The sequence below is a fragment of the Microbacterium testaceum StLB037 genome, from assembly GCF_900104345.1.
GTDB classification, from domain to species: Bacteria; Actinomycetota; Actinomycetes; order Actinomycetales; family Microbacteriaceae; genus Microbacterium; species Microbacterium testaceum_A.
In genome coordinates this window covers 305221-322943 of record NZ_FNJN01000001.1, presented here as the reverse complement: position 1 = coordinate 322943, position 17723 = coordinate 305221, and the positions used below count along the sequence as shown (strand labels likewise).

23 protein-coding genes and 1 tRNA gene are annotated in these 17723 nt (G+C 70.7%); 4 read left to right on the top strand and 20 right to left on the bottom strand.

What is annotated here, in order from left to right:
- From BLS25_RS01485 to BLS25_RS01450, 8 genes are all read right to left on the bottom strand, one after another.
- Window positions 1-1356, bottom strand: a complete 1356-nt coding sequence (locus BLS25_RS01485; RefSeq protein WP_074694183.1) for a homoserine dehydrogenase — start codon at window positions 1354-1356, stop codon at window positions 1-3.
- Complete coding sequence (gene lysA, locus BLS25_RS01480; protein WP_081349645.1) at window positions 1353-2783, bottom strand: diaminopimelate decarboxylase; 1431 nt, start codon at window positions 2781-2783, stop codon at window positions 1353-1355. Before lysA ends, BLS25_RS01485 begins: the two co-directional genes overlap by 4 nt.
- 157 nt (window positions 2784-2940) lie before the next feature.
- Window positions 2941-3711: an LmeA family phospholipid-binding protein gene (locus BLS25_RS01475; protein WP_074694181.1), complete on the bottom strand. Its 771-nt coding sequence runs from the start codon at window positions 3709-3711 to the stop codon at window positions 2941-2943.
- A 3-nt stretch (window positions 3712-3714) separates the two neighbouring features.
- Window positions 3715-5379, bottom strand: a complete 1665-nt coding sequence (locus tag BLS25_RS01470) for an arginine--tRNA ligase (protein WP_074694180.1) — start codon at window positions 5377-5379, stop codon at window positions 3715-3717.
- Window positions 5380-5417: 38 nt separating this feature from the next.
- A complete protein-coding gene (locus tag BLS25_RS01465; RefSeq protein ID WP_074694179.1) occupies window positions 5418-6221 on the bottom strand; it encodes a transglutaminase-like domain-containing protein in 804 nt (267 codons plus the stop codon).
- Between the two features lie 54 nt (window positions 6222-6275).
- On the bottom strand, window positions 6276-6749 hold the full coding sequence (locus BLS25_RS01460; protein ID WP_074694178.1) for a hypothetical protein: 474 nt from the start codon (window positions 6747-6749) through the stop codon (window positions 6276-6278).
- Window positions 6746-7900 carry a serine/threonine-protein kinase gene (locus BLS25_RS01455; protein ID WP_074694177.1) on the bottom strand — a complete coding sequence of 385 codons (1155 nt, stop codon included), beginning with the start codon at window positions 7898-7900 and terminating at the stop codon, window positions 6746-6748. The genes BLS25_RS01460 and BLS25_RS01455 overlap by 4 nt, the downstream gene beginning before the upstream one ends.
- A gap of 31 nt (window positions 7901-7931) precedes the next feature.
- Window positions 7932-8186, bottom strand: coding sequence for a DUF6458 family protein (locus BLS25_RS01450; protein WP_056227091.1), 255 nt, complete (start codon window positions 8184-8186; stop codon window positions 7932-7934).
- A gap of 109 nt (window positions 8187-8295) precedes the next feature.
- On the opposite strand from BLS25_RS01450, the gene BLS25_RS01445 reads away from it, so the two are divergent.
- Window positions 8296-8502, top strand: coding sequence for a DUF2188 domain-containing protein (locus BLS25_RS01445; RefSeq protein WP_081349644.1), 207 nt, complete (start codon window positions 8296-8298; stop codon window positions 8500-8502).
- Window positions 8503-8564: 62 nt separating this feature from the next.
- Here BLS25_RS01445 and BLS25_RS01440 read toward each other — a convergent pair.
- The 8 genes from BLS25_RS01440 to BLS25_RS01410 all read right to left on the bottom strand — a co-directional run bounded on the left by BLS25_RS01440 (window position 8565) and on the right by BLS25_RS01410 (window position 12663).
- Window positions 8565-8637, bottom strand: a tRNA-Arg gene (locus BLS25_RS01440).
- Window positions 8638-8728: 91 nt separating this feature from the next.
- Window positions 8729-8902, bottom strand: a complete 174-nt coding sequence (locus BLS25_RS16785; RefSeq protein WP_156371637.1) for a hypothetical protein — start codon at window positions 8900-8902, stop codon at window positions 8729-8731.
- Window positions 8903-8984: 82 nt separating this feature from the next.
- A complete protein-coding gene (locus tag BLS25_RS01435) occupies window positions 8985-9434 on the bottom strand; it encodes a hypothetical protein (RefSeq protein ID WP_074694176.1) in 450 nt (149 codons plus the stop codon).
- Window positions 9435-9536: 102 nt separating this feature from the next.
- Window positions 9537-9842, bottom strand: coding sequence for a hypothetical protein (locus BLS25_RS01430; RefSeq protein WP_074694175.1), 306 nt, complete (start codon window positions 9840-9842; stop codon window positions 9537-9539).
- Between the two features lie 157 nt (window positions 9843-9999).
- Window positions 10000-11169, bottom strand: coding sequence for an RtcB family protein (locus BLS25_RS01425; RefSeq protein ID WP_056227083.1), 1170 nt, complete (start codon window positions 11167-11169; stop codon window positions 10000-10002).
- A gap of 340 nt (window positions 11170-11509) precedes the next feature.
- Window positions 11510-11863 (bottom strand): hypothetical protein, encoded by a 354-nt coding sequence (locus tag BLS25_RS01420; RefSeq protein WP_074694174.1) that lies wholly within the window; start codon window positions 11861-11863, stop codon window positions 11510-11512.
- Window positions 11864-11932: 69 nt separating this feature from the next.
- A complete protein-coding gene (locus BLS25_RS01415; RefSeq protein WP_056227079.1) occupies window positions 11933-12112 on the bottom strand; it encodes a hypothetical protein in 180 nt (59 codons plus the stop codon).
- The gene (locus tag BLS25_RS01410; protein ID WP_074694173.1) at window positions 12109-12663 is read right to left on the bottom strand and encodes a MarR family winged helix-turn-helix transcriptional regulator; all 555 of its coding nucleotides are present in this window, start codon (window positions 12661-12663) and stop codon (window positions 12109-12111) included. The genes BLS25_RS01415 and BLS25_RS01410 overlap by 4 nt, the downstream gene beginning before the upstream one ends.
- Window positions 12664-12778: 115 nt before the next feature.
- Between BLS25_RS01410 and BLS25_RS01405 the strand changes: the two genes are divergently transcribed.
- The 3 genes from BLS25_RS01405 to BLS25_RS16780 all read left to right on the top strand — a co-directional run bounded on the left by BLS25_RS01405 (window position 12779) and on the right by BLS25_RS16780 (window position 13814).
- Window positions 12779-13159 (top strand): DUF7882 family protein, encoded by a 381-nt coding sequence (locus BLS25_RS01405; RefSeq protein WP_056227075.1) that lies wholly within the window; start codon window positions 12779-12781, stop codon window positions 13157-13159.
- A gap of 1 nt (window position 13160) precedes the next feature.
- Window positions 13161-13493 carry a hypothetical protein gene (locus BLS25_RS01400; RefSeq protein WP_074694172.1) on the top strand — a complete coding sequence of 111 codons (333 nt, stop codon included), beginning with the start codon at window positions 13161-13163 and terminating at the stop codon, window positions 13491-13493.
- 171 nt (window positions 13494-13664) lie between these two features.
- Window positions 13665-13814 (top strand): hypothetical protein, encoded by a 150-nt coding sequence (locus tag BLS25_RS16780; protein WP_156371635.1) that lies wholly within the window; start codon window positions 13665-13667, stop codon window positions 13812-13814.
- A 3-nt stretch (window positions 13815-13817) separates the two neighbouring features.
- On the opposite strand, the gene BLS25_RS01395 is transcribed toward BLS25_RS16780, so the two are convergent.
- From BLS25_RS01395 to BLS25_RS01380, 4 genes are read right to left on the bottom strand one after another with little or no spacing between them, the layout of a single operon-like run.
- Window positions 13818-14888: a spore photoproduct lyase family protein gene (locus tag BLS25_RS01395; protein ID WP_074694171.1), complete on the bottom strand. Its 1071-nt coding sequence runs from the start codon at window positions 14886-14888 to the stop codon at window positions 13818-13820.
- A gap of 9 nt (window positions 14889-14897) precedes the next feature.
- Window positions 14898-15722 carry an Fpg/Nei family DNA glycosylase gene (locus tag BLS25_RS01390; protein ID WP_074694170.1) on the bottom strand — a complete coding sequence of 275 codons (825 nt, stop codon included), beginning with the start codon at window positions 15720-15722 and terminating at the stop codon, window positions 14898-14900.
- A gap of 2 nt (window positions 15723-15724) precedes the next feature.
- Window positions 15725-17206: a phytoene desaturase family protein gene (locus tag BLS25_RS01385; RefSeq protein ID WP_074694169.1), complete on the bottom strand. Its 1482-nt coding sequence runs from the start codon at window positions 17204-17206 to the stop codon at window positions 15725-15727.
- Window positions 17203-17706: an SRPBCC family protein gene (locus BLS25_RS01380; RefSeq protein WP_074694168.1), complete on the bottom strand. Its 504-nt coding sequence runs from the start codon at window positions 17704-17706 to the stop codon at window positions 17203-17205. The genes BLS25_RS01385 and BLS25_RS01380 overlap by 4 nt, the downstream gene beginning before the upstream one ends.
- Between the last annotated feature and the right edge of the window lie 17 nt (window positions 17707-17723).

The window sequence follows — 17723 nt, the reverse complement described above, 5'->3', positions numbered from 1 at the left end:
TCAGTTCCCTTCCACACGCAGCACGGAGACCACGCGCTCGACGACGCCGCTCGCGGCGAGACGCTCGACGGTCTCGCTCAAATCCTGCTCGCGGGCCTTGTGTGTTCCGATGACCAGGCGGGCGGATCCCGCTCCGGTCGCTGAGCCTTCCGCGGATGCCGAGTCGTCGGCATCCTGAGTCTGCTCGATGACGGTCTGCTCGACGGTCGCGATCGACACGCGCCCCTCGCTGAGGATGCCCGCGACGGTGGCGAGCACACCCGGCTGGTCGTCGACCTCGAGCGTGATCTGGTAGCGCGTGATGACGTGACCGATCGGCACGGTGGGGAGGTTCGCGCGCGTCGACTCGCCGACGCCCACTCCCCCGGCGATGTGGCGGCGCGCGGCCGAGACAACGTCGCCGAGCACGGCCGACGCGGTCTGCACCCCGCCGGCGCCGGCGCCGTAGAACATCAGGTCGCCCGCGGCCTCGGCCTGGACGAAGACGGCGTTGTTCGCGCCGTGGACGCTCGCCAGCGGGTGGGTGCGCTCGACGAGGGCCGGGTACACGCGCACCGAGATCGACTCGGTGCCGCCGTCCTCGGCGGCGAGCCGCTCGCACACGGCGAGGAGCTTGATGACGTACCCCGCGTGCCGCGCCGATTCGATCATCGCGGCGTCGACCGAGGTGATGCCCTCGCGGTGGACGGCATCGAGCGGAACCGTCGTGTGGAACGCGAGGCTCGCGAGGATCGCGGCCTTCTGCGCGGCGTCGTAGCCCTCGACGTCGGCGGTGGGGTCGGCCTCGGCGTAGCCGAGCGCCTGCGCCTGGGCGAGCACGTCGCCGAAGTCGGCGCCCTCGGTGTCCATGCGGTCGAGGATGTAGTTCGTCGTGCCGTTGACGATGCCCATGATGCGCACGACGCGGTCACCGGCGAGCGAGTCGCGCAGCGGCCGGATGATGGGGATCGCACCGGCGGCGGCGGCCTCGTAGTACACCTCGGCGCCCACCTGGTCGGCGGCCTCGAAGACCTCGGAGCCGTGCGTGGCCAGCAGCGCCTTGTTGGCGGTGACGACGTCGGCGCCCGAGGCGATCGCGTGCAGCACCTGCGTGCGTGCGGGTTCGATGCCGCCCATGAGCTCGATGACGATGTCGCTGCCGACGATCAGGGTGTCGGCGTCGGTGGTGAACAGCTCGCGCGGCAGGTCGACGTCGCGCTTGGCGTCGAGGTCGCGCACGGCGATGCCGGCGAGTTCGAGCTTCGCGCCCGCGCGGTCGGCGAGCTCGTCGCCGTGCTTGAGCAGCAGGTCGGCGACCTGCGAGCCGACGGCGCCGGCGCCGAGGAGCGCCACGCGGAGCGTGCGGTAGTCGGTCATTCGGTGTCTCCGTGGGGTGTAGCGGAAGGAGCGGATGCCGGGATCCCGGCGTCGCGCGCGAGGAGGTCGTCGATGCTCTCGCCGCGGACGATCACGCGGGCCTGTCCGTCGCGCACGGCGACGACCGGGGGGCGCGGCGTGTAGTTGTAGTTGCTCGCGAGCGAGAAGCAGTAGGCGCCGGTGGCGGGAACGGCCAGCAGGTCACCGGGGGTGACGTCGGCGGGGAGGTACTCGGCATCCACCACGATGTCTCCCGACTCGCAGTGCCGGCCGACGACGCGCGCGAGGGCCGGGGCCGCGGAGCTCGTGCGCGAGACCAGCCGCGCCGAGAAGTCGGCGCCGTAGAGGGCGGGCCGGGCGTTGTCGCTCATGCCGCCGTCGACGCTGACGTAGGTGCGGTCGAGGTCTTCGCCGGCGGTGACCGTCTTGACCGTGCCCACCTCGTAGAGGGTGACGCCGGCTTGGCCGACGATGACGCGACCGGGCTCGGTGGCGACGTCGGGCATCGGGATGCCACGGACCGCGCATTCGTCGGCAATGGCGTCGACGATGCCGTCGGCGATCTCTTCGATGGGCTTGGGGTCGTCGACCGCGGTGTACGAGATGCCGAAGCCGCCGCCGACGTTGAGCAGGGGGATCTCTCCCCCGGCGAGCAGGTCGGCGTGCAGGTCGACCAGGCGCGCCGCCGACTCGCGGAAGCCGGAGGAGTCGAAGATCTGCGAGCCGATGTGGGCGTGCAGACCGACGAAGCGCAGGCTCGACAGCTCGCGGATGCGGGCCACGGCCTCGGCCGCCCCCTCGAGCGAGAAACCGAACTTCTGGTCTTCGTGGGCGGTGGCGAGGAACGCGTGGGTCTCGGCGTGCACGCCCGTGCGCACGCGCACGAGCACCGACTGCACGGCGCCGCGGCGCTCGGCGATGGCGGCGAGACGCTCGATCTCGATGGGGCTGTCGACGACGACCGAGCCGATGCCCACCTCGACGGCGCGCTCGAGCTCGGACACGTTCTTGTTGTTGCCGTGGAAGCCCAGGCGTGCCGGGTCGGCGCCCGCGGCGAGCGCGACCTCGAGCTCACCGCGCGTGCAGACGTCGACGGCGAGTCCCTCGTCGACGACCCAGCGCACGACCTCGGTCGAGAGGAACGCCTTGCCGGCGTAGTACACGCGGGCTCGGATGCCGTGGCGCGCGGCCGCGGCGTCGAAGGCGACGCGCGCACGGCGGGCGTGGTCGCGCACCTCGTTCTCATCGAGCACGTACAGGGGGGTGCCGAAGCGGTCGCGCAGGTCGAAGACCGACACGCCGCCGACCTCGACGGAGCCGTCGGCGACACGATGCGCGGACGAGGGCCAGACGGAGGCGACGAGCTCGTTCGCTTCGGCCGGGGCGGTGAGCCAGGCGGGCACGAGCGCGGAGTGCGAGGCGGACACAGGGGGACCAATCGGGTTTTGCGGCGACGCGACGGCCGCGGATCACGGCTCCCACCCGCGCGGAGAGTCACGCGGCGGGCAGTCCTTGCAGTCTAGGGCACGTCGTATGCCGCCCCTTTCCCACGTCGCTCGGGGCGGACGAGCCACCTCGCGTCGATCAGCCGCAGGTGCCGTCGCTCTGCAGCGCCGGATCGTTCAGGATGCCACCGGCCACATCGAACGTCGCGACGAGGTCCTGTCCCTGCACGGTGGCCGAGGTGAGGGTCAGCCCCTTCGGCAGGCGGTCGGCGATGCACAGGCTCCGCTCCGTGAGGAGGGAATCCGCGATGCCGCCGAACTGGCCGCGCAGCGTGTCGGCGTCGATCGCGTTGCCGCCCACCTGGAACGACGACGGGGTCAACGTCAGGTCGCCCGCGGCCGCGCCCGGGGTCACTCCGACGCCCACGGGGATCGCGATGCCGAAGAGCGAGAGCGAGGTGTCGAGCTTGACGTCGGGGGCGGAGACGGTGATCGTGCTCGCCGGGAAGTCGGGGACCTCGGCCAGCAGGGCCTTCAGCTGGTCCTGGTCGAGGCGGACCGACGCGACGCCGCCGTCGGCCGCCCCGCCGCCCGAGACGGGCACTCCACGCAAGTCGACGCGGACGTCACCGGTGATGGGCCCGAGGGTCACATCGTTCGACGAGACGGCGACCTCGTCGAGGCGTCCGCCGATGAGCTGCGGCAGCACGAGACCCGCCACCGACACGTCGACGTTCTGATCGTCGGGGAGACCGACGTTCTTCACGACCAGCGAACGGACCGTGCTCGTCACCACGGAGCGCGCGATGAACTCGGCGGCGACGGCGGCCACGGCGAGCAGCACCACGGCCACCACCAGCACCGCGATCCACCGGCCCGTCCGGCGACGGGGAGCCGTGGCATCCGTCATGCTCTACATCCGCTCCGGAGCGCTGACGCCGAGCAGGTCGAGGCCGTTGCGCAGCACCTGCCCGGTGGCGTCGTTGAGCCACAAACGCGTGCGGTGCACGGGTTCGACCGGGGCGTCGCCGAGCGGGATGACGCGGCAGTTGTCGTACCAGCGGTGGTAGAGACCCGCGAGCTCCTCGAGGTAGCGCGCGACGCGGTGCGGCTCGCGCACCTCGGCGGCGTACGCGACGATGCGCGGGTACTCCTGCAGCGCGCCCAGCAGAGCCGATTCGGTCTCGTGGTCGAGGAGCTCGGGGGCGAACGCGGAGCGGTCGACACCCGAGTCGGCGGCGTTGCGGGCCACGTTGTGCGTGCGGGCGTGCGCGTACTGCACGTAGAAGACGGGGTTGTCGTTCGTGCGCTTCTGCAGGATCTCGGGGTCGAGCGTCAACGGCGAATCGGCCGGGTAGCGCGCGAGCGAGTACCGCAGGGCGTCGGTGCCGAGCCAGGCCTGCAGGTCGTCGAGCTCGACGATGTTGCCGGCCCGCTTCGACAGGCGCGCGCCGTTGATCGACACGAGCTGACCGATGAGCACCTCGATGTCCTTGTCGGGGTCGTCTCCCGCCGCACCCGCGAGGGCCTTGAGGCGGTGCACGTAGCCGTGGTGGTCGGCGCCGAGCAGGTAGATCTTGTGCGCGAAACCGCGGTCGCCCTTGTTCAGGTAGTACGCGGCATCGGCGGCGAAGTAGGTGTACTCGCCGTTCGAGCGCCGGATGACGCGGTTCTTGTCGTCGCCGAAGTCGGTCGTGCGCACCCACACGGCGTCGTCCTCGTCGAAGACGTGCCCCTGCTCGCGCAGGCGGTCCACGGCCTCGTCGACGAGGCTCGGCTGGCCCTCGATCCGCGCGTGCAGGTCGCGCTCCGAGAACCAGACGTCGAAGTGGACGTTGAAGCGCGCGAGCGAAGCCTGGATCTCGCCGAGCTGGAACCCGTAGGCCAGCTCGGTGGCGACGGAGATCTGCTCGGCGCGATCGAGGTCGAGGATGTCGGTGCGCGTGGCGTGCACCCGCTCCGCGAGAGCCGCGATGTACGCCCCGCCGTATCCGTCCTCGGGAGTCGGCTCGCCCACGATCGCCGCGACCACGGAGCGCCCGAAGCGCTCCATCTGGGCCCCGGCGTCGTTGATGTAGAACTCGCGCACGAGGGTCGCGCCGCTGGCCAGCAGCACGCGCGCGATCGCGTCGCCCAGGGCCGCCCACCGGGTGTGGCCGATGTGCAGCGGACCGGTGGGGTTGGCGCTGACGAACTCGAGATTGATCGTGTTCCCGCGCTGGGTGTCGTTGGTGCCGAACGCGGCCCCCTGCTCGACGATCGTGCGGGCCAGGGCACCGGCGGCCGCGGCATCGAGGCGGATGTTGATGAAGCCGGGGCCGGCGACCTCGACGCTCGCGATGCCCTCGACGGCCTCGAGGCCCGCGGCGATCTCGGCGGCGAACTCGCGAGGGTTCACCCCGACGATCTTCGACAGCTTCAGGGCGGCGTTGGACGCCCAATCGCCGTGGTCGCGGTTCTTGGGCCGTTCAAGCGGTAGGTCGGCGGCCGTGATCCCGGCGGACGAACCCTCTCGTCGCGCCTCGGCGAGCGGGGCGATGACGGCGAGCAGGGCGGCGGAGAGGGCTGCGGGATCCATAACCCTTCAAGTCTAGGCGCGGCGCCGGGGCGCCCGCGTCAGGCGATCTGGACCAGCGCCTCGTGGTCGTCGGGCTCCGTCGCGTCGACGCCCTCGATGGCGGCATCCACCCGCATCCGCTCGAGACCCACGTACCCGCCGTGGTAGCTGAGGAACGCGCAGTCGGCGGCGTCGCGTCCCGTGGCGATGCGCACCAGCGATCGGCGATCGGCGAGACGCGTCGCATCCACGACATACCAGGCCCCGTCGAGGTAGGCCTCGGCGACGGCGTGGAAATCCATCGGATCGAGCCCGGGGGCGAAGCAGGCGGCGTAGCGGGCGGGCATGTCCATCGCCCGCAGCAGGGCGATCACGAGGTGCGCGTAGTCGCGGCACACGCCCTGACCCGTGGCGAGGGTCGTCACGGCGCTGTCGGTGCCGAAACTGAGCCCCGGCGTATAGGTGACGGTGGATGCCACGAAGCCCGAGACCGCGGCCAGGAGGTCGCGCCCCGCCAGGCCCCGGAACTGCCGGCGCGCCTGGGCGAACACCTCGTCGGACTGGCAGTAGCGGCTCGGACGCAAGTATCCGATGGTGTCGAGGTCGCTCGTGCGAGGGCTCTGCGCGGGACCGACGACGAGCGCGTCGTACCGCACCGAGAGGGGACCTTCCTCGGCGGTGAGGCGGTGCAGACGGCTGCCGGCCTGGTCCACGAGTTCGGTCGCGGGGTACCGCCGCTCACCCTGCGCGAACGTGAGCTTCTCGTCGACGACGGGCACTCCGCGCGCGGCCGCGATCTGGAAGATGAGGTCGACGGAGGCCCCGAGATCGAGGTCGAGTTCAGCGGTCACGCGGCGCGGCACCGGGCAATCCTCGCACGCGTTCGGACCCCCTCGGCCCGGCGGGCGCGAAGCCGATCACCCGTCCTTCTTACCGGGGCCCTTACCGTTGCCGTTGCCGTTGCCGTTGCCCGGCGCCTTGTCGTCTGTGCCGCCCGGCCCCTTGTCGTCGGGGGCGGGCTGCGCCGGCTCGTCGCCGCCGTCGTCGGTCACCGTGTCCTGCGACTGCTCGGGGCTCGGCTCCGTCGTCGGGGTCGGGCTGGGACGGGGGGCGAGAGAGGTGAGGTCGGCGCGGACGGTGGCGATCCGGCTCAGGATGCCGTCGGCCTCCTCCGCCGAGATCTCGCCGGCGTCGCGGCGGGCGCTGACGTCGGCTTCGAGGGCGTCGAGGCTCGCGAGGGCGGAGGCGTAGTCCCCGCTCGAGGCCTGGTCGGCCACCGTCTGCACGTTCTGCTGCCACGCCGTGGGGGTCGCGGCGGGCGGGGTGCACGCGGCGAGCGCGAGGACCCCGGCGAACAGGATTCCGGCGAGGGGAGCGGCACGGCGGATCACGGGGCCACCTCTTTCCAGAGATCGTCCATGTGCTGGTCGAGAGGTTGCGGCAGCGTCGGCAGAGCGGGCTCGGACGATGCTCCCGCCCCGCCGAGGGCGACGGCGGTTCCGATGGCGCCCACGGCCAGCAGGACCGCGGCGATCGCCCCGATCACGATCGTGCGTTGCGAGAGCCGGCGGGGCGCCGCGGTCCGCTCGGACCGGGCCGACGGCTCGAAGACCCGCGTGGGGGCCGTGCCGCCGGCAAGAGCGGCGGTCGTCACCGCCGACGCCGGCGTCGACGGCAGGGGCGGGGGGACGGCGACCCCCGAGAGCGTCCTGAGCGCCACGATCAGGCCCGTGGCATCCGGTCTCTCACTCGGCTCGATCGCGGTCATCTTCTCGAGCACCTCGCGCCAGGCCGTCGGGATCTGCGCCGGGATCTCGGGGGGCGAGACGAGGCGTGCCGCCAGGGCCTCGTGCGGCGTCCGCGAGCCGAAGGGGCGCGAGCCGGTCAGCGCTTCGAGGAGCACCAGACCCAGCGCGTACACGTCGCTCGCGGGGGCCGCCGGCATGCCCCGAGCCTGTTCGGGACTGAGGTACGCGGCCGTACCGATCACGGTGTCGGCGCGCGTGACCCGTGTCGCCCCGACCAGCGACGCGATGCCGAAGTCGGCGAGCGTGGCCCTTGGGGTCTCGCCCGTGTGGGCGGCCGGGCGGATGAGGATGTTCGACGGCTTGACGTCGCGGTGCACGATGCCCCGCCCGTGGATGACGGCGAACGCCTCGGCGATCTCTCGACCAACGCGGGCGACCTCGGGGCCGGGCAGCGGGCCCCGCGCGATGCGATCCGTCAGGGTGGGGCCCGAGATGAGCTCCATCGCCAGGTAGGCCGGCTGCGCATCGAGCTTGGCGTCGTACAGGGTGACGAGCGAGGGGTGCGACAGCGAGGCGAGGAGCCGGATCTCGGATCGCACGCGGGCGACGTCCGAGGGGTCGGCGCCGTCGCCGTCGATGATCTTGAGGGCGAGCGTGCGCTCGAGCGCGGTGTCGACCGCCTCGTACACCCGGGCGTAGCCGCCTCTGCCGAGGAGGCGCCCGAGACGGTAACGCCCGTCGAACAGATCGTCGACGGCCGGGTCGTAGGCGACGGTGGGGGTGGGTTCGGTCATGATCGTTCTCCGGGGCTCGACCCCGAGGGACTCAGACGAGGTCGTCGTTCGAGGAGCGCGTAGTGGATCGGGTCACCTGCGCGCCCCCTGCTGCTTCGGTGCGGGTGACGGTATCGGTTTGCCGACGGCGCATCAACAGCACCACCCCGATGAGGAAGACCACAACGCCCGCCCCCATCATGATGTAGCCGATCGTGGTGAGGTCGACGAACTCGTTCGGGAGGGTGACCGCGAAGGCGAGGACGGCGCCGATGACGAACAGCGCGATACCGGCTCCGATGCTCATGACAGACCCCTTTCGAAGGTGATCCCACCTTCTCAGCACCCCGCGAAACCCCGAGTGGTCTTGACAACGCCTGTCAAGACGGGGGTGCCGGAGCTCGAAGAGGTGTCCCATGGATGCCATGAGCCAGAACGACGTGACCACCCGATCGAACCGCGGCCAGTGGGAGAACACGGTCGAGGGCCGACCCGAACTGTCGGCGAGCTTCTCGAGCCGAGAGGAGGCGATCGACCAGGGTCGCGCCGTCGCCGACGAACTCGGTTCGCAGCACATCGTCGAAGACGCGGAGCCCACCGGCGTCGTCACCGACGAGGACTGACCCCGGGAGCCACTCCACGCAGACGAAAGGCCGCGATCGAGGTGATCGCGGCCTTCTTCGTGTGCCCCCGACTGGAATCGAACCAGCGACCTTTGGTACCGGAAACCAACGCTCTATCCCCTGAGCTACGGAGGCGGACCGGTCAAGATTAGCACCGCGGCGGGCCCTCCCCCGACCCGCGGGGCGAGCGCCGACGGTCACCGGCGCCCGCCCCGCGGCATCCGGATCACTCGTCGCCGATGACTCCGATGCCCGTCGCCTGGTGGTCGGCGTTCGGGTCGTCCTTGGAGGGGGCCTTCGCCTCTTCGTCGACGTCGTTCTCTTGACTCGGCTTGACCGTGGGGTCGTCGCCGAGGTCGGCGGCGTCGTCGGCCGGGGCGGAGTTCTGCGGGTCGCTCATGGGATTCCCTTCGTCGCGTACCCGCCCAGCCTGGCAAGAGCGCGAGCGGGGAGCACCGGCTTGACCGGAGCGGCCGTCGGGCCTAGCGACCGAACAGACCCCGCACGCGTCGCCCGACGGACTGGGTCAGCAGCACCTGTCGTCCGTTCACGTCGACCGTGAGCACCGACCCGCCGAGACCACCGGCCCGCACGGGCGTCGCCTCTCCGCGGACGTACGCCTCGGCGACGTCGACGTGCACCGCGAGGAGTTGAGCGCTCTGGTCCTTCGAGGTGTTGGCATCCACGATCTGCAGGCGGTGTCCTGTGTCGGTCTCGACCGAGAACCAGCGGGATCCGGGCGTCGACACGACGGCCCAGCGTCCCCCGCGCGAGAAGCGCGCCCAGGCCGCACCGTTGCGCAGCTCGGTCGTGACGTCGAGGTCGGCCTGCGCGATGACGAGCACCTCGAGCATCGCGAGCGCCTCCGCCGCGGTGACGTAGTCGCCGCGGTCGGCACTCAGCCCGCCCCACTCGAACTTGCGCTCGCCCATCTCGCCGCCTCCGCCGTTCTTCTGCCCCCGAGCGTAACCCCGCGGGCGGCAGCGGAGGCCGGCGCCCCAGCGAACCCACGGCGCGAGGTGCCCGCGACGGTCTCAGTCGGGCCGCAACCGATCGTCGGGGTGCAGGCTCCGCAGCGGGACCGAGCCGTCGACGATCGCCTGGATCGCCCCCGTGCTGACCTCGAGCTCCGCAGAGATCCGGTCGAGATCGGCACCCGACGACACGGCGGAACGCAGGGCGGTCACGGCCGCATCCGAGGTCTCGTCGACGTCGTCGGCCGTGCTCTCGACGAACGCGGCGAGACGAGCCTGAGCGAGACGGATGCACGCGCTCTGCCGTTCTCTGCCGTCGGAGGGGTCGGGACGGTGGTCGATGGTCCGGGCACGATCGGGCGACATGAAACTCCACTCCGGGGGGAAGTGTCCGCCCGCGGGGCTTCGCGAGCTCTTCCCATCGTGCCGAACGGACTCCTGCCCCACATCCCCCGAGCGATGTATCCCACCCCGGCCGAACGGCGGATGCCATGGCTGCGGTGCGGCAGCCATGGCATCCGTCTCAATCGCCCTTCACGTTGACGATCTGGCGCAGCGTGTGCCGGACCGTGACGAGGTCGGCGGCATCGGCCATGACCCGGTCGATCGGCTTGTACGCCTGCGGGATCTCGTCGATGAACGCGTCGGTGTCCCGGTACTCGATCCCCGCCATGGCTTCCCGCAACTGCTCGTGCGTGAAGGTCTTCCGGGCGGCCGACCGCGAGTACTCCCGCCCCGCGCCGTGCGGCGAGGAGTTCAACGCGACAGGGTTGCCGCGCCCCTCGACGACGTACGAGGCGGTGCCCATCGATCCGGGGATGAGCCCGGGGCGACCGGCGTCGGCCATGATCGCGCCCTTGCGCGAGACCCACACCCTCTTGCCGAAGTGCATCTCGGACTCGGTGAAGTTGTGGTGGCAGTTGATCCGCTCGCGCTCGTCGACGTCGGTCCCGAGGAAGCGACCGAGCTGGTTCGCGACGCGGTCCATCATCTCTTCGCGGTTGAGCAGGGCGAAATGCTGCGCCCACCGGAGCTCGCGGATGTATGCCGCGAACTCCGGCGTGCCCTCGACGAGGTAGGCGAGGTCGGGATGCGGAAGCTCGATCCACCACTGCCTCGCCAGGCGCTGCGCGACACCGATGTGGTGCTTCGCGATGCGGTTGCCGATGCCCCGCGACCCGGAGTGCAGGAACATCCACACGTCGTCGATCTCGTCGAGCGAGATCTCGATGAAGTGGTTACCGCTGCCCAGCGACCCGAGCTGGTGCCGCCAGTGACCCGCGTACGAGGCCGGGTCGAACTCGGCCTTCTGCGCCAGCTCTTCGAGCTCGGCGATGCGCGGCTCGGCGGTGACGACGATCTTGCGGTTGTCGCGGCCGGCCGACAGCGGGATGGCGCGCTCGATCTGCTGCCGCAGCTCGGACAGGTCGCGACCGTCGAGGTCGGCGGCCGTGAACTGCGTCTTGACGGCGATCATGCCGCAGCCGATGTCGACGCCGACGGCCGCGGGCATGATCGCCCCGAGCGTCGGGATCACCGATCCGACCGTCGCGCCGAGCCCCAGGTGGGCGTCGGGCATGAGGGCGAGGTGGGGGAAGATGAACGGCATCCGCGACGAGGTGCGTGCCTGCTCGATGGTCTTGTCATCGATCAGGCTCGCCCACGACACGAGTCGTTCGGTGAGCTTCTGCATGGGTCCTTTCCTTCGTGTGGTGCGCTGACGCGCGGGGAGTCGAGCCTCGGGCCGAGGCACTCCCCCACCGATGGAAAGGGAAACGCCCCGACCTGACGGTGCGGGGCGTGAGAAGACGGGTGTCTAGACGACCGGCGCCGGAGGGTACGACGAGGAGAGGAACGGCAGGTAATGCCCCTGCTGCTCCGAACGCAGATCGCGCATGGCGGTCATGGTCTCGTCTTTCCTCGGCTCACCGCGCCGGTCGGCACGGACTTGAGAACATAACGGATGCCACGACTCGGTGACAAGACCCGTGCCGATGTTCACCCGTCGAAGGGCGACCCCTCACCCGTCCCGGCTAAGCCTCGGTGGGCTGATCGAAGTCGTAGTCCAGGGGCTCATCGTCGTCGCTCGCGTCGGCCTCGACGGCCCGGAGGTGCGGACGAGGGAAGAGACGGTGATCCTTGAGCTCGGCGGCGGCGCGCGAGAAGTCGGGCTCCTCGTCGTGCCACTCCAGCGGAGCGGAGAGCACGTCGTTGCCGACGCCGATGACGAGCTCGGCCTGGGCGACCTTCCTGTCGTCGGTGACGATGGGGATGCTGACGGCCTCGGCCTGACCCTCCTTGGCCACCGCCGCGGTCAACTCGATCAACGACGCCGCGACGTCGTCGGTGGTGATCACTGTCTCGCCGGCATAGGTCACACATCGCATGAGCCCACCCTGACGGGGTGCGCGCGAGGACAGGGGCGGCTTGCCCCCCACGCGGACGTGGGGTACGGGTCAGTCGCGACGCTGCCGCGAACGGAACATGGCCTCGTCGAGCTCGAACCATACCGCGCGGACGGTGTCGAACTCGCCGAAGGGTTCGGGCTGTGGGTCGCTGAGCGACAGGCGGTAGCCGCGAGGCAGATCGTCCACGTGCTGTCCGTCGCGCGGGCCGCCGACGAGCACGTAGATCACGGGGAATCGACCGCCGGGGTCTCGAGGGCGACGCCGTCGACGGCGTCGCTCATGCGGCGGAGGAACGCCACCACCGCGGCCGACTCGTCGGGCGTCATGTCGATCACGGCCGCGAGCATGCGATCGTGCATGTTGCCGAGGGTCTGCCGCACCTCGGCGTGCGCGCGAGGGGTGGCCTGGATGAAGATGCTGCGGCGGTCGCCCGGGTTCGCGGCACGGGTGATGTGGCCCGAACGCTCTAGGCGGTCGAGGATGGCCGTCGTCGACGCGGTCGACAGCCCGAGATAGCGGGTGAGCTCCCCCGGGCGCACCTGTCGTTCGGCGTCGCGCAACAGGTAGCGCAGGACGAGCAGCTCGTTCTCACCCATCGACATGGAGTCGCGCGTACGACGTCGCATCGCGACCTCGGCGGCGCGATAGATACGGAGAGCTTCGAGTACCGCTTTGCTGCGCTGACGGCGGTCGGCGGGCTCGTCGCCGTACCAGTAGGTCACCTCATCCACGGGCTCGGGGGATGCGGGCCGGTGGGACGCGGTATCGACGTCTGTCATGACACACTCCTCCCGCTCGTCCCCGTGACTATACATCTGAAATAATAGTTAGACAAACTAGTTACTAACCGATTATGTTCTACGTACAGCTAATCGCTTCCGAAGGGAGTACCCCATGGGCCACCTGTACTACGGCACGTCGACCGAGTCGATCCGCATTCCCGATCGCCTGCTGTCGCACCTCAAGGTCGTCATGACCACGAAGCTTCGCCGCAGCGAGAGCTTCACCCTCAGCTGGACCCACGTCGACGGCACTCCCGGACGGTCCACGCTCTGGCTGCAGCCCGCGATTCCGATGCGCTTCGTCTTCGACTCGGCGGAGCCCGAGACGCTGAACGCGACCGTCCTGAAGAACATGGCCGACCTGGCCAACTCCTCCGCCGGACTCGTCGTCGACCTGAATGTCGAGATTCCTACGAGCGACACCGCGCACCGCCCCCAGCCGGCACGGGCAACCGCCCCCGTCCGTCGTCGCACCCTCTCGGCAGCGGCCTGACATGGACACGGCAACTCCCACCGCGCTGGCGACCGCGCGCATCCTCTGGGCCAAGGTCGACACCGGCTTCTGGGTCGCCCACCGCGGCGGCGAGTACTTCGGCTGCGTCGACCAGGTCGCCGGAGGATTCGTCTCACGCGACGCCCACGGCGTCCCGGTCGGCCGATACGACTCCCTCGACACGGCGAAAGCGTCGCTGCGGTCCACCACGCACCCCGCGAACGTCTCGCGCCGCCGCCGCCTCGAGCGGGCGACCGTGCTCACCGCGACCGGTGTGGGCGGCACTGCGCTGGCCCTCGCACTCACCGCCGGCGCCCTGGCGCCGTACCTGTGATCGCCGTGAACGACATCGATCTTCGCGACGAGGCCGACGACTTCGAGGATGCCGCCAACGCGGACTTCGCGGAACGATTCGGAACCGCTCCGCTCTGAACCCGTCGACCCCCTGGACACGTCTCGCCGTTCGTGCGAGCGTCGCCCCCGTACGACGACGAAGAGGAGAATCATGACGAATCACGACGGACGCGCGGACGGCGCCCCCGACCAGAACTCGAACGGGGCCGGGAGCGAATCGCCCGACGAAGGCGCCGCGGCTCAGCAGGACGCGGATGACGCGGCCACGACCGACGACTCCCCCACCGGCGACATCGGCTGAAGATCAGAACGCGTAGCGCACGCGGCAGTACGGAAGCTTCCGGGCGATCAGGTCGGTGAGGGCCGCCACGGCCTGGGCCTTCAACGGATGCCGGTACCGCACGTTCACCGCTCCGTTCTGGGACGTCTTCTCTTCTTGCAGCGAGGGCGTCCACAGCAGTTCTTCGCCCCTCGGGTGCCATCCGAGATTCACCTCGTGCAGCCCCTCGTTGTGGGTCAGGAAGATCACCTCGCAGGCCAGTTGCGCCTTCGCGCGCGCGTGGAGAACGGCGTCGAGCTGATCGAACAGCTCCGACCAGTCGGCGAGCCACGTCGGCGTCAGGATCACGGGCGAGAAGTTGACGTGCACCTCGAAGCCCGCGTCGACGAAATCGTTGATCGCCGCGATCCGCTCCCCCATGGGTGACGTCCGCAGGTCGGTGACCTTCGCCGTGGCCGCCGGCATGAGCGAGAACCGGATGCGCGTCCTTCCCGCCGGATCCCAGTCCAGAAGGTCGCGGTTGACGAACTTCGTCGCGAACGACGCCTTGGAGGTCGGCGTCATCCGGAACAGGTCGCAGACGTCGCGGACGTTCTCACTGATCAGCGCGTCGACCGAGCAGTCGCCGTTCTCGCCGATGTCGTAGACCCACGCGTCCGCATCGCACTGATTCGGCTCGGTCTTCGGACCGCGGGCGGCGACGTGCCGCGCCAGGTGCCTGGTGATCTGGTCGATGTTCGCGAAGACCGTGATCGGATTGCTGTACCCCTTGCGCCGCGGAACGTAGCAGTAGCTGCACGCCATCGCGCAACCGTTCGAGAGCGAGGGGGCGATGAAGTCGGCGGAGCGTCCGTTGACCCTGGTCGTCACGCTCTTCTTGACGCCGAGCACGAGGGCCTCGGTCTTGATGCGCACCCACCGCGCGACGTTGCTCTCGTCGCCGTGGACCTCGGGGATCTGCCAGTGCGAGGCGACCGGCACGATATCGGCCTCGGGCCAGCGCGCGACGATCTCTCGGCCGCGCTCGAGCTCGAGAGCGGCGTCCTCCGCGTAGATGCGGGTGACGCGCAGCAGGTTCTCGCGCTCGACGGCCATGCTTCGTTTCTACGCGGGGGTTCCGACATCGGTGGTTCCGGGCATCGGCTGACACTGCGGGCACCACCAGGTCCGTCGCTGCTCGGGATCGTTCTGCACCTCGTCGCGCACCCGCACCCGGGTTCCGCAGCGCAGGCACGGTCGACCGGCGCGCCCCGCCACCCAGTGCGACGATCCCCTCCGCCGGTCCCCCGTCGTGACCTGGTACATCCCGGGCACTGTCGCCGAGATCCGCAGGCATCGCGCCGCGAGCGCCACGAGCGCGTCGAGATCCGTCGTCCCGATGGGGGCGAAGGGATGGATGCCGCGCAGAAAGGCGAGCTCGTTCACCCAGAGGTTGCCGAGACCGGCGACCGCCGTCTGGTCGAGGAGGGCCGCGACGAAGGGCCGGTCGGGGCGCATCGAGAGTCGACGCGCCGCCTCGGCGGCATCCCAGTCCTCGCGCAGCGGGTCGGGACCCAGGTATCCGATCGCATCGCTCTCGCGCGCGGTGGGGACGAACTCCACGACGGGGAGGTCGAGGCCCCACACCTCCCGCCCGTCGTCGAGCCGCATGCGCACGCGCGCCGTCTCGCGCACCGCACGGGGAAGCGCGCGACCCGGCCGGGTGATCGTCCAGCGGCCCTGCATGCGCAGGTGGGTGTGGAGGGTCGATCCATCGTCGAAACGCGTGAGCAGATGCTTGCCGTGGGTGTCGTACCCCTCGATGCGGAGCCCCGCGAGGGATCGACCGGCGGCGTTCCCCGACCGCACCTCCCCGTCGCGCACCGCCGCGCCGAGAGTGGCCGCCTCGAGCCGCCGGCGGAGTCGGTAGACGCTGTCGCCCTCGGGCACGGCTAGGGAGCCGTGGCGTGTAGCTGGTCGGCGCGGGGAGCGAGGTCGGGGCGCAGGCGCGTGCCGAACTCGTGCCGGAGCGCACTGAGAGCGGCCTGCCACCCGGCAAGGCCATGGACACCCGGACCCGGACTCGTCGACGACGAACACAGGTACACGCCCTTCATCGGCGTGCGCCAGGGGTCGGGACTGTAGACCGGTCGACCAAGGAGCTGGGTGAGGGTCGGGGCCCCGGCCGAAATGTCACCGCCGGGGAAGTTGGGGTTCCACGCCGCGATGTCGACCGCGGTCCGCGACGACGTGGCCAGCACGGTGTCGCGGAAGCCCGGCGCGAAGCGCTCGATCTGGCGGACGACGGCCTCTTCCCGGTCGGCGGGGCTGCCCGAGGGCACGTGCGTGTACGCCCAGAGGACGTGCTTCCCCTCGGGCGCGCGGGTGGGGTCGAACAGCGTGGGCTGAGCGGCCAGGACGTACGGGGCGTCGGGGAGATCACCGCGGGCCACCGCGTTCTCGGCCGCCGCGATCTCGGCGCGGGTCCCGCCGATGTGCACGGTTCCCGCACGCGCGACGTCGGCGTGGGCCCACGGCACCGGGTCGGAAAGGGCGAAGTCGACCTTGGCGACACCGCCGCCGTAGCGGAACCTCTCGAGCGCGTGGCGGTAAGCCGACGGCATCCGGTCTCCGGTGAGCCGGATGAGCGATCGCGGGTTCGTGTCGAGGAGCACCGCGCGGGCCGGGGGCAGCTCGTCGAGGGAGGTCACCTCGACGCCCGCGTGCAGCACTCCCCCGTGCGCGCGGATGTCGTCGATCATCGCGTCGGCAATCGACTGGCTTCCGCCGACCGGAATGGGCCAGCCGCGCCCGTGACCGTACGTGGCGAGCACCAGACCCGCGCCGCCCGCGGCGATGCTCGGCTGGTGCAGGATGGTGTGCGCCGAGACGCCGGTGATCATGCTCGGCGCGACCTCGTCGCGGAAGCGCGCGTTCCACCACGGACCGCCCTGCTCGAGAGCGCGGATGCCGAAGAAGAAGGCCGCGAGGGGATCGCCGGGGACGCGCAGCAGCGCGTTGCCCGTGAAGTCGGCGACCCCGCGCAGGTGATCGACGAGGGGACGCATGAGGCGCTCGTACGCCGGTCCGTCGACACCGAGCGCCTCGGCGGCCCGGGCGAGGTCGCGATAGGCCAGACCCGCACGCCCTCGGTCGAGGGGGTGGGCGTACGACACCTCGGGTACGACGAAGGGCACACGACGGTCGAGACCGAACTCGCGGAAGAACCAGGACTCCAGGGCCAGGGGGTGCACGGCGGATCCGACGTCGTGCCGGAAACCGGGCAGGGTCAACTCGGCGGTCGACGCGGCTCCGCCGAACGAGGAGGACTTCTCGTACACGGCGACCGATAGGCCCGCGCGGGCCAGCGTGACGGCCGCGGCCAGGCCGTTCGGGCCGGAGCCGACGATGATCGCGTCGTAGCTCTCGCTCATCGGTCGATCGGCTCCTTCTCGGCGGTGGACTCATGGCCGAGGGCCGCCGCACCGACGCGCGTGCCGGGGGCTCCCCCCTCGGCGAGGTAGGCCAGGCGGTGCAGGGTCTCGGCGTTGCGGTAGCGCGTGATCGCGTCGAAGACCGTGTCGGGCAGGAGCGTCGTGGGGCCGGTGACGGGCTCCTCCTGGATGCGGCCGACGCAGCGGTCTCCGCGAGCCTTCACGTCGATCGCGACGCGGGCGACGCCGATGGGTCCCCCGTGCGGCTCGAGCACGGCCCGTCGGGGCGGGTCCCACTCGCGCATCACGGTGGTGTCGTCGACGACCAGTGGCCACGGGCCGAAGGAGTGGTGGAGCGTCGACCCCTCGGCGGGCCAGGAGTCGGCGACATCGCGCATGCGCGAGGTGCCCACCACCCACAGGGGGTAGAGCCACCCATTCGCGAGCACCCGGAAGACGTCGTCGGGCGTGCAGTGCATCAGGCGCACGTTGCGGGCCATGGGCGTTCCTCCTCGGC

What these genes read in the sequence shown, in the direction of transcription:
- BLS25_RS01485 (WP_074694183.1), bottom strand. Translation starts at nt 1,356, where the DNA reads ATGACCGACTACCGCACGCTCCGCGTGGCGCTCCTCGGCGCCGGCGCC.
- BLS25_RS01475 (WP_074694181.1), bottom strand. Translation starts at nt 3,711, where the DNA reads ATGACGGATGCCACGGCTCCCCGTCGCCGGACGGGCCGGTGGATCGCG.
- BLS25_RS01470 (WP_074694180.1), bottom strand. Translation starts at nt 5,379, where the DNA reads ATGGATCCCGCAGCCCTCTCCGCCGCCCTGCTCGCCGTCATCGCCCCG.
- BLS25_RS01455 (WP_074694177.1), bottom strand. Translation starts at nt 7,900, where the DNA reads ATGACCGAACCCACCCCCACCGTCGCCTACGACCCGGCCGTCGACGAT.
- BLS25_RS01450 (WP_056227091.1), bottom strand. Translation starts at nt 8,186, where the DNA reads ATGAGCATCGGAGCCGGTATCGCGCTGTTCGTCATCGGCGCCGTCCTC.
- BLS25_RS01445 (WP_081349644.1), top strand. Translation starts at nt 8,296, where the DNA reads ATGGATGCCATGAGCCAGAACGACGTGACCACCCGATCGAACCGCGGC.
- BLS25_RS16785 (WP_156371637.1), bottom strand. Translation starts at nt 8,902, where the DNA reads ATGAGCGACCCGCAGAACTCCGCCCCGGCCGACGACGCCGCCGACCTC.
- BLS25_RS01435 (WP_074694176.1), bottom strand. Translation starts at nt 9,434, where the DNA reads ATGGGCGAGCGCAAGTTCGAGTGGGGCGGGCTGAGTGCCGACCGCGGC.
- BLS25_RS01430 (WP_074694175.1), bottom strand. Translation starts at nt 9,842, where the DNA reads ATGTCGCCCGATCGTGCCCGGACCATCGACCACCGTCCCGACCCCTCC.
- BLS25_RS01425 (WP_056227083.1), bottom strand. Translation starts at nt 11,169, where the DNA reads ATGCAGAAGCTCACCGAACGACTCGTGTCGTGGGCGAGCCTGATCGAT.
- BLS25_RS01420 (WP_074694174.1), bottom strand. Translation starts at nt 11,863, where the DNA reads ATGCGATGTGTGACCTATGCCGGCGAGACAGTGATCACCACCGACGAC.
- BLS25_RS01410 (WP_074694173.1), bottom strand. Translation starts at nt 12,663, where the DNA reads ATGACAGACGTCGATACCGCGTCCCACCGGCCCGCATCCCCCGAGCCC.
- BLS25_RS01405 (WP_056227075.1), top strand. Translation starts at nt 12,779, where the DNA reads ATGGGCCACCTGTACTACGGCACGTCGACCGAGTCGATCCGCATTCCC.
- BLS25_RS01400 (WP_074694172.1), top strand. Translation starts at nt 13,161, where the DNA reads ATGGACACGGCAACTCCCACCGCGCTGGCGACCGCGCGCATCCTCTGG.
- BLS25_RS16780 (WP_156371635.1), top strand. Translation starts at nt 13,665, where the DNA reads ATGACGAATCACGACGGACGCGCGGACGGCGCCCCCGACCAGAACTCG.
- BLS25_RS01395 (WP_074694171.1), bottom strand. Translation starts at nt 14,888, where the DNA reads ATGGCCGTCGAGCGCGAGAACCTGCTGCGCGTCACCCGCATCTACGCG.
- BLS25_RS01385 (WP_074694169.1), bottom strand. Translation starts at nt 17,206, where the DNA reads ATGAGCGAGAGCTACGACGCGATCATCGTCGGCTCCGGCCCGAACGGC.
- BLS25_RS01380 (WP_074694168.1), bottom strand. Translation starts at nt 17,706, where the DNA reads ATGGCCCGCAACGTGCGCCTGATGCACTGCACGCCCGACGACGTCTTC.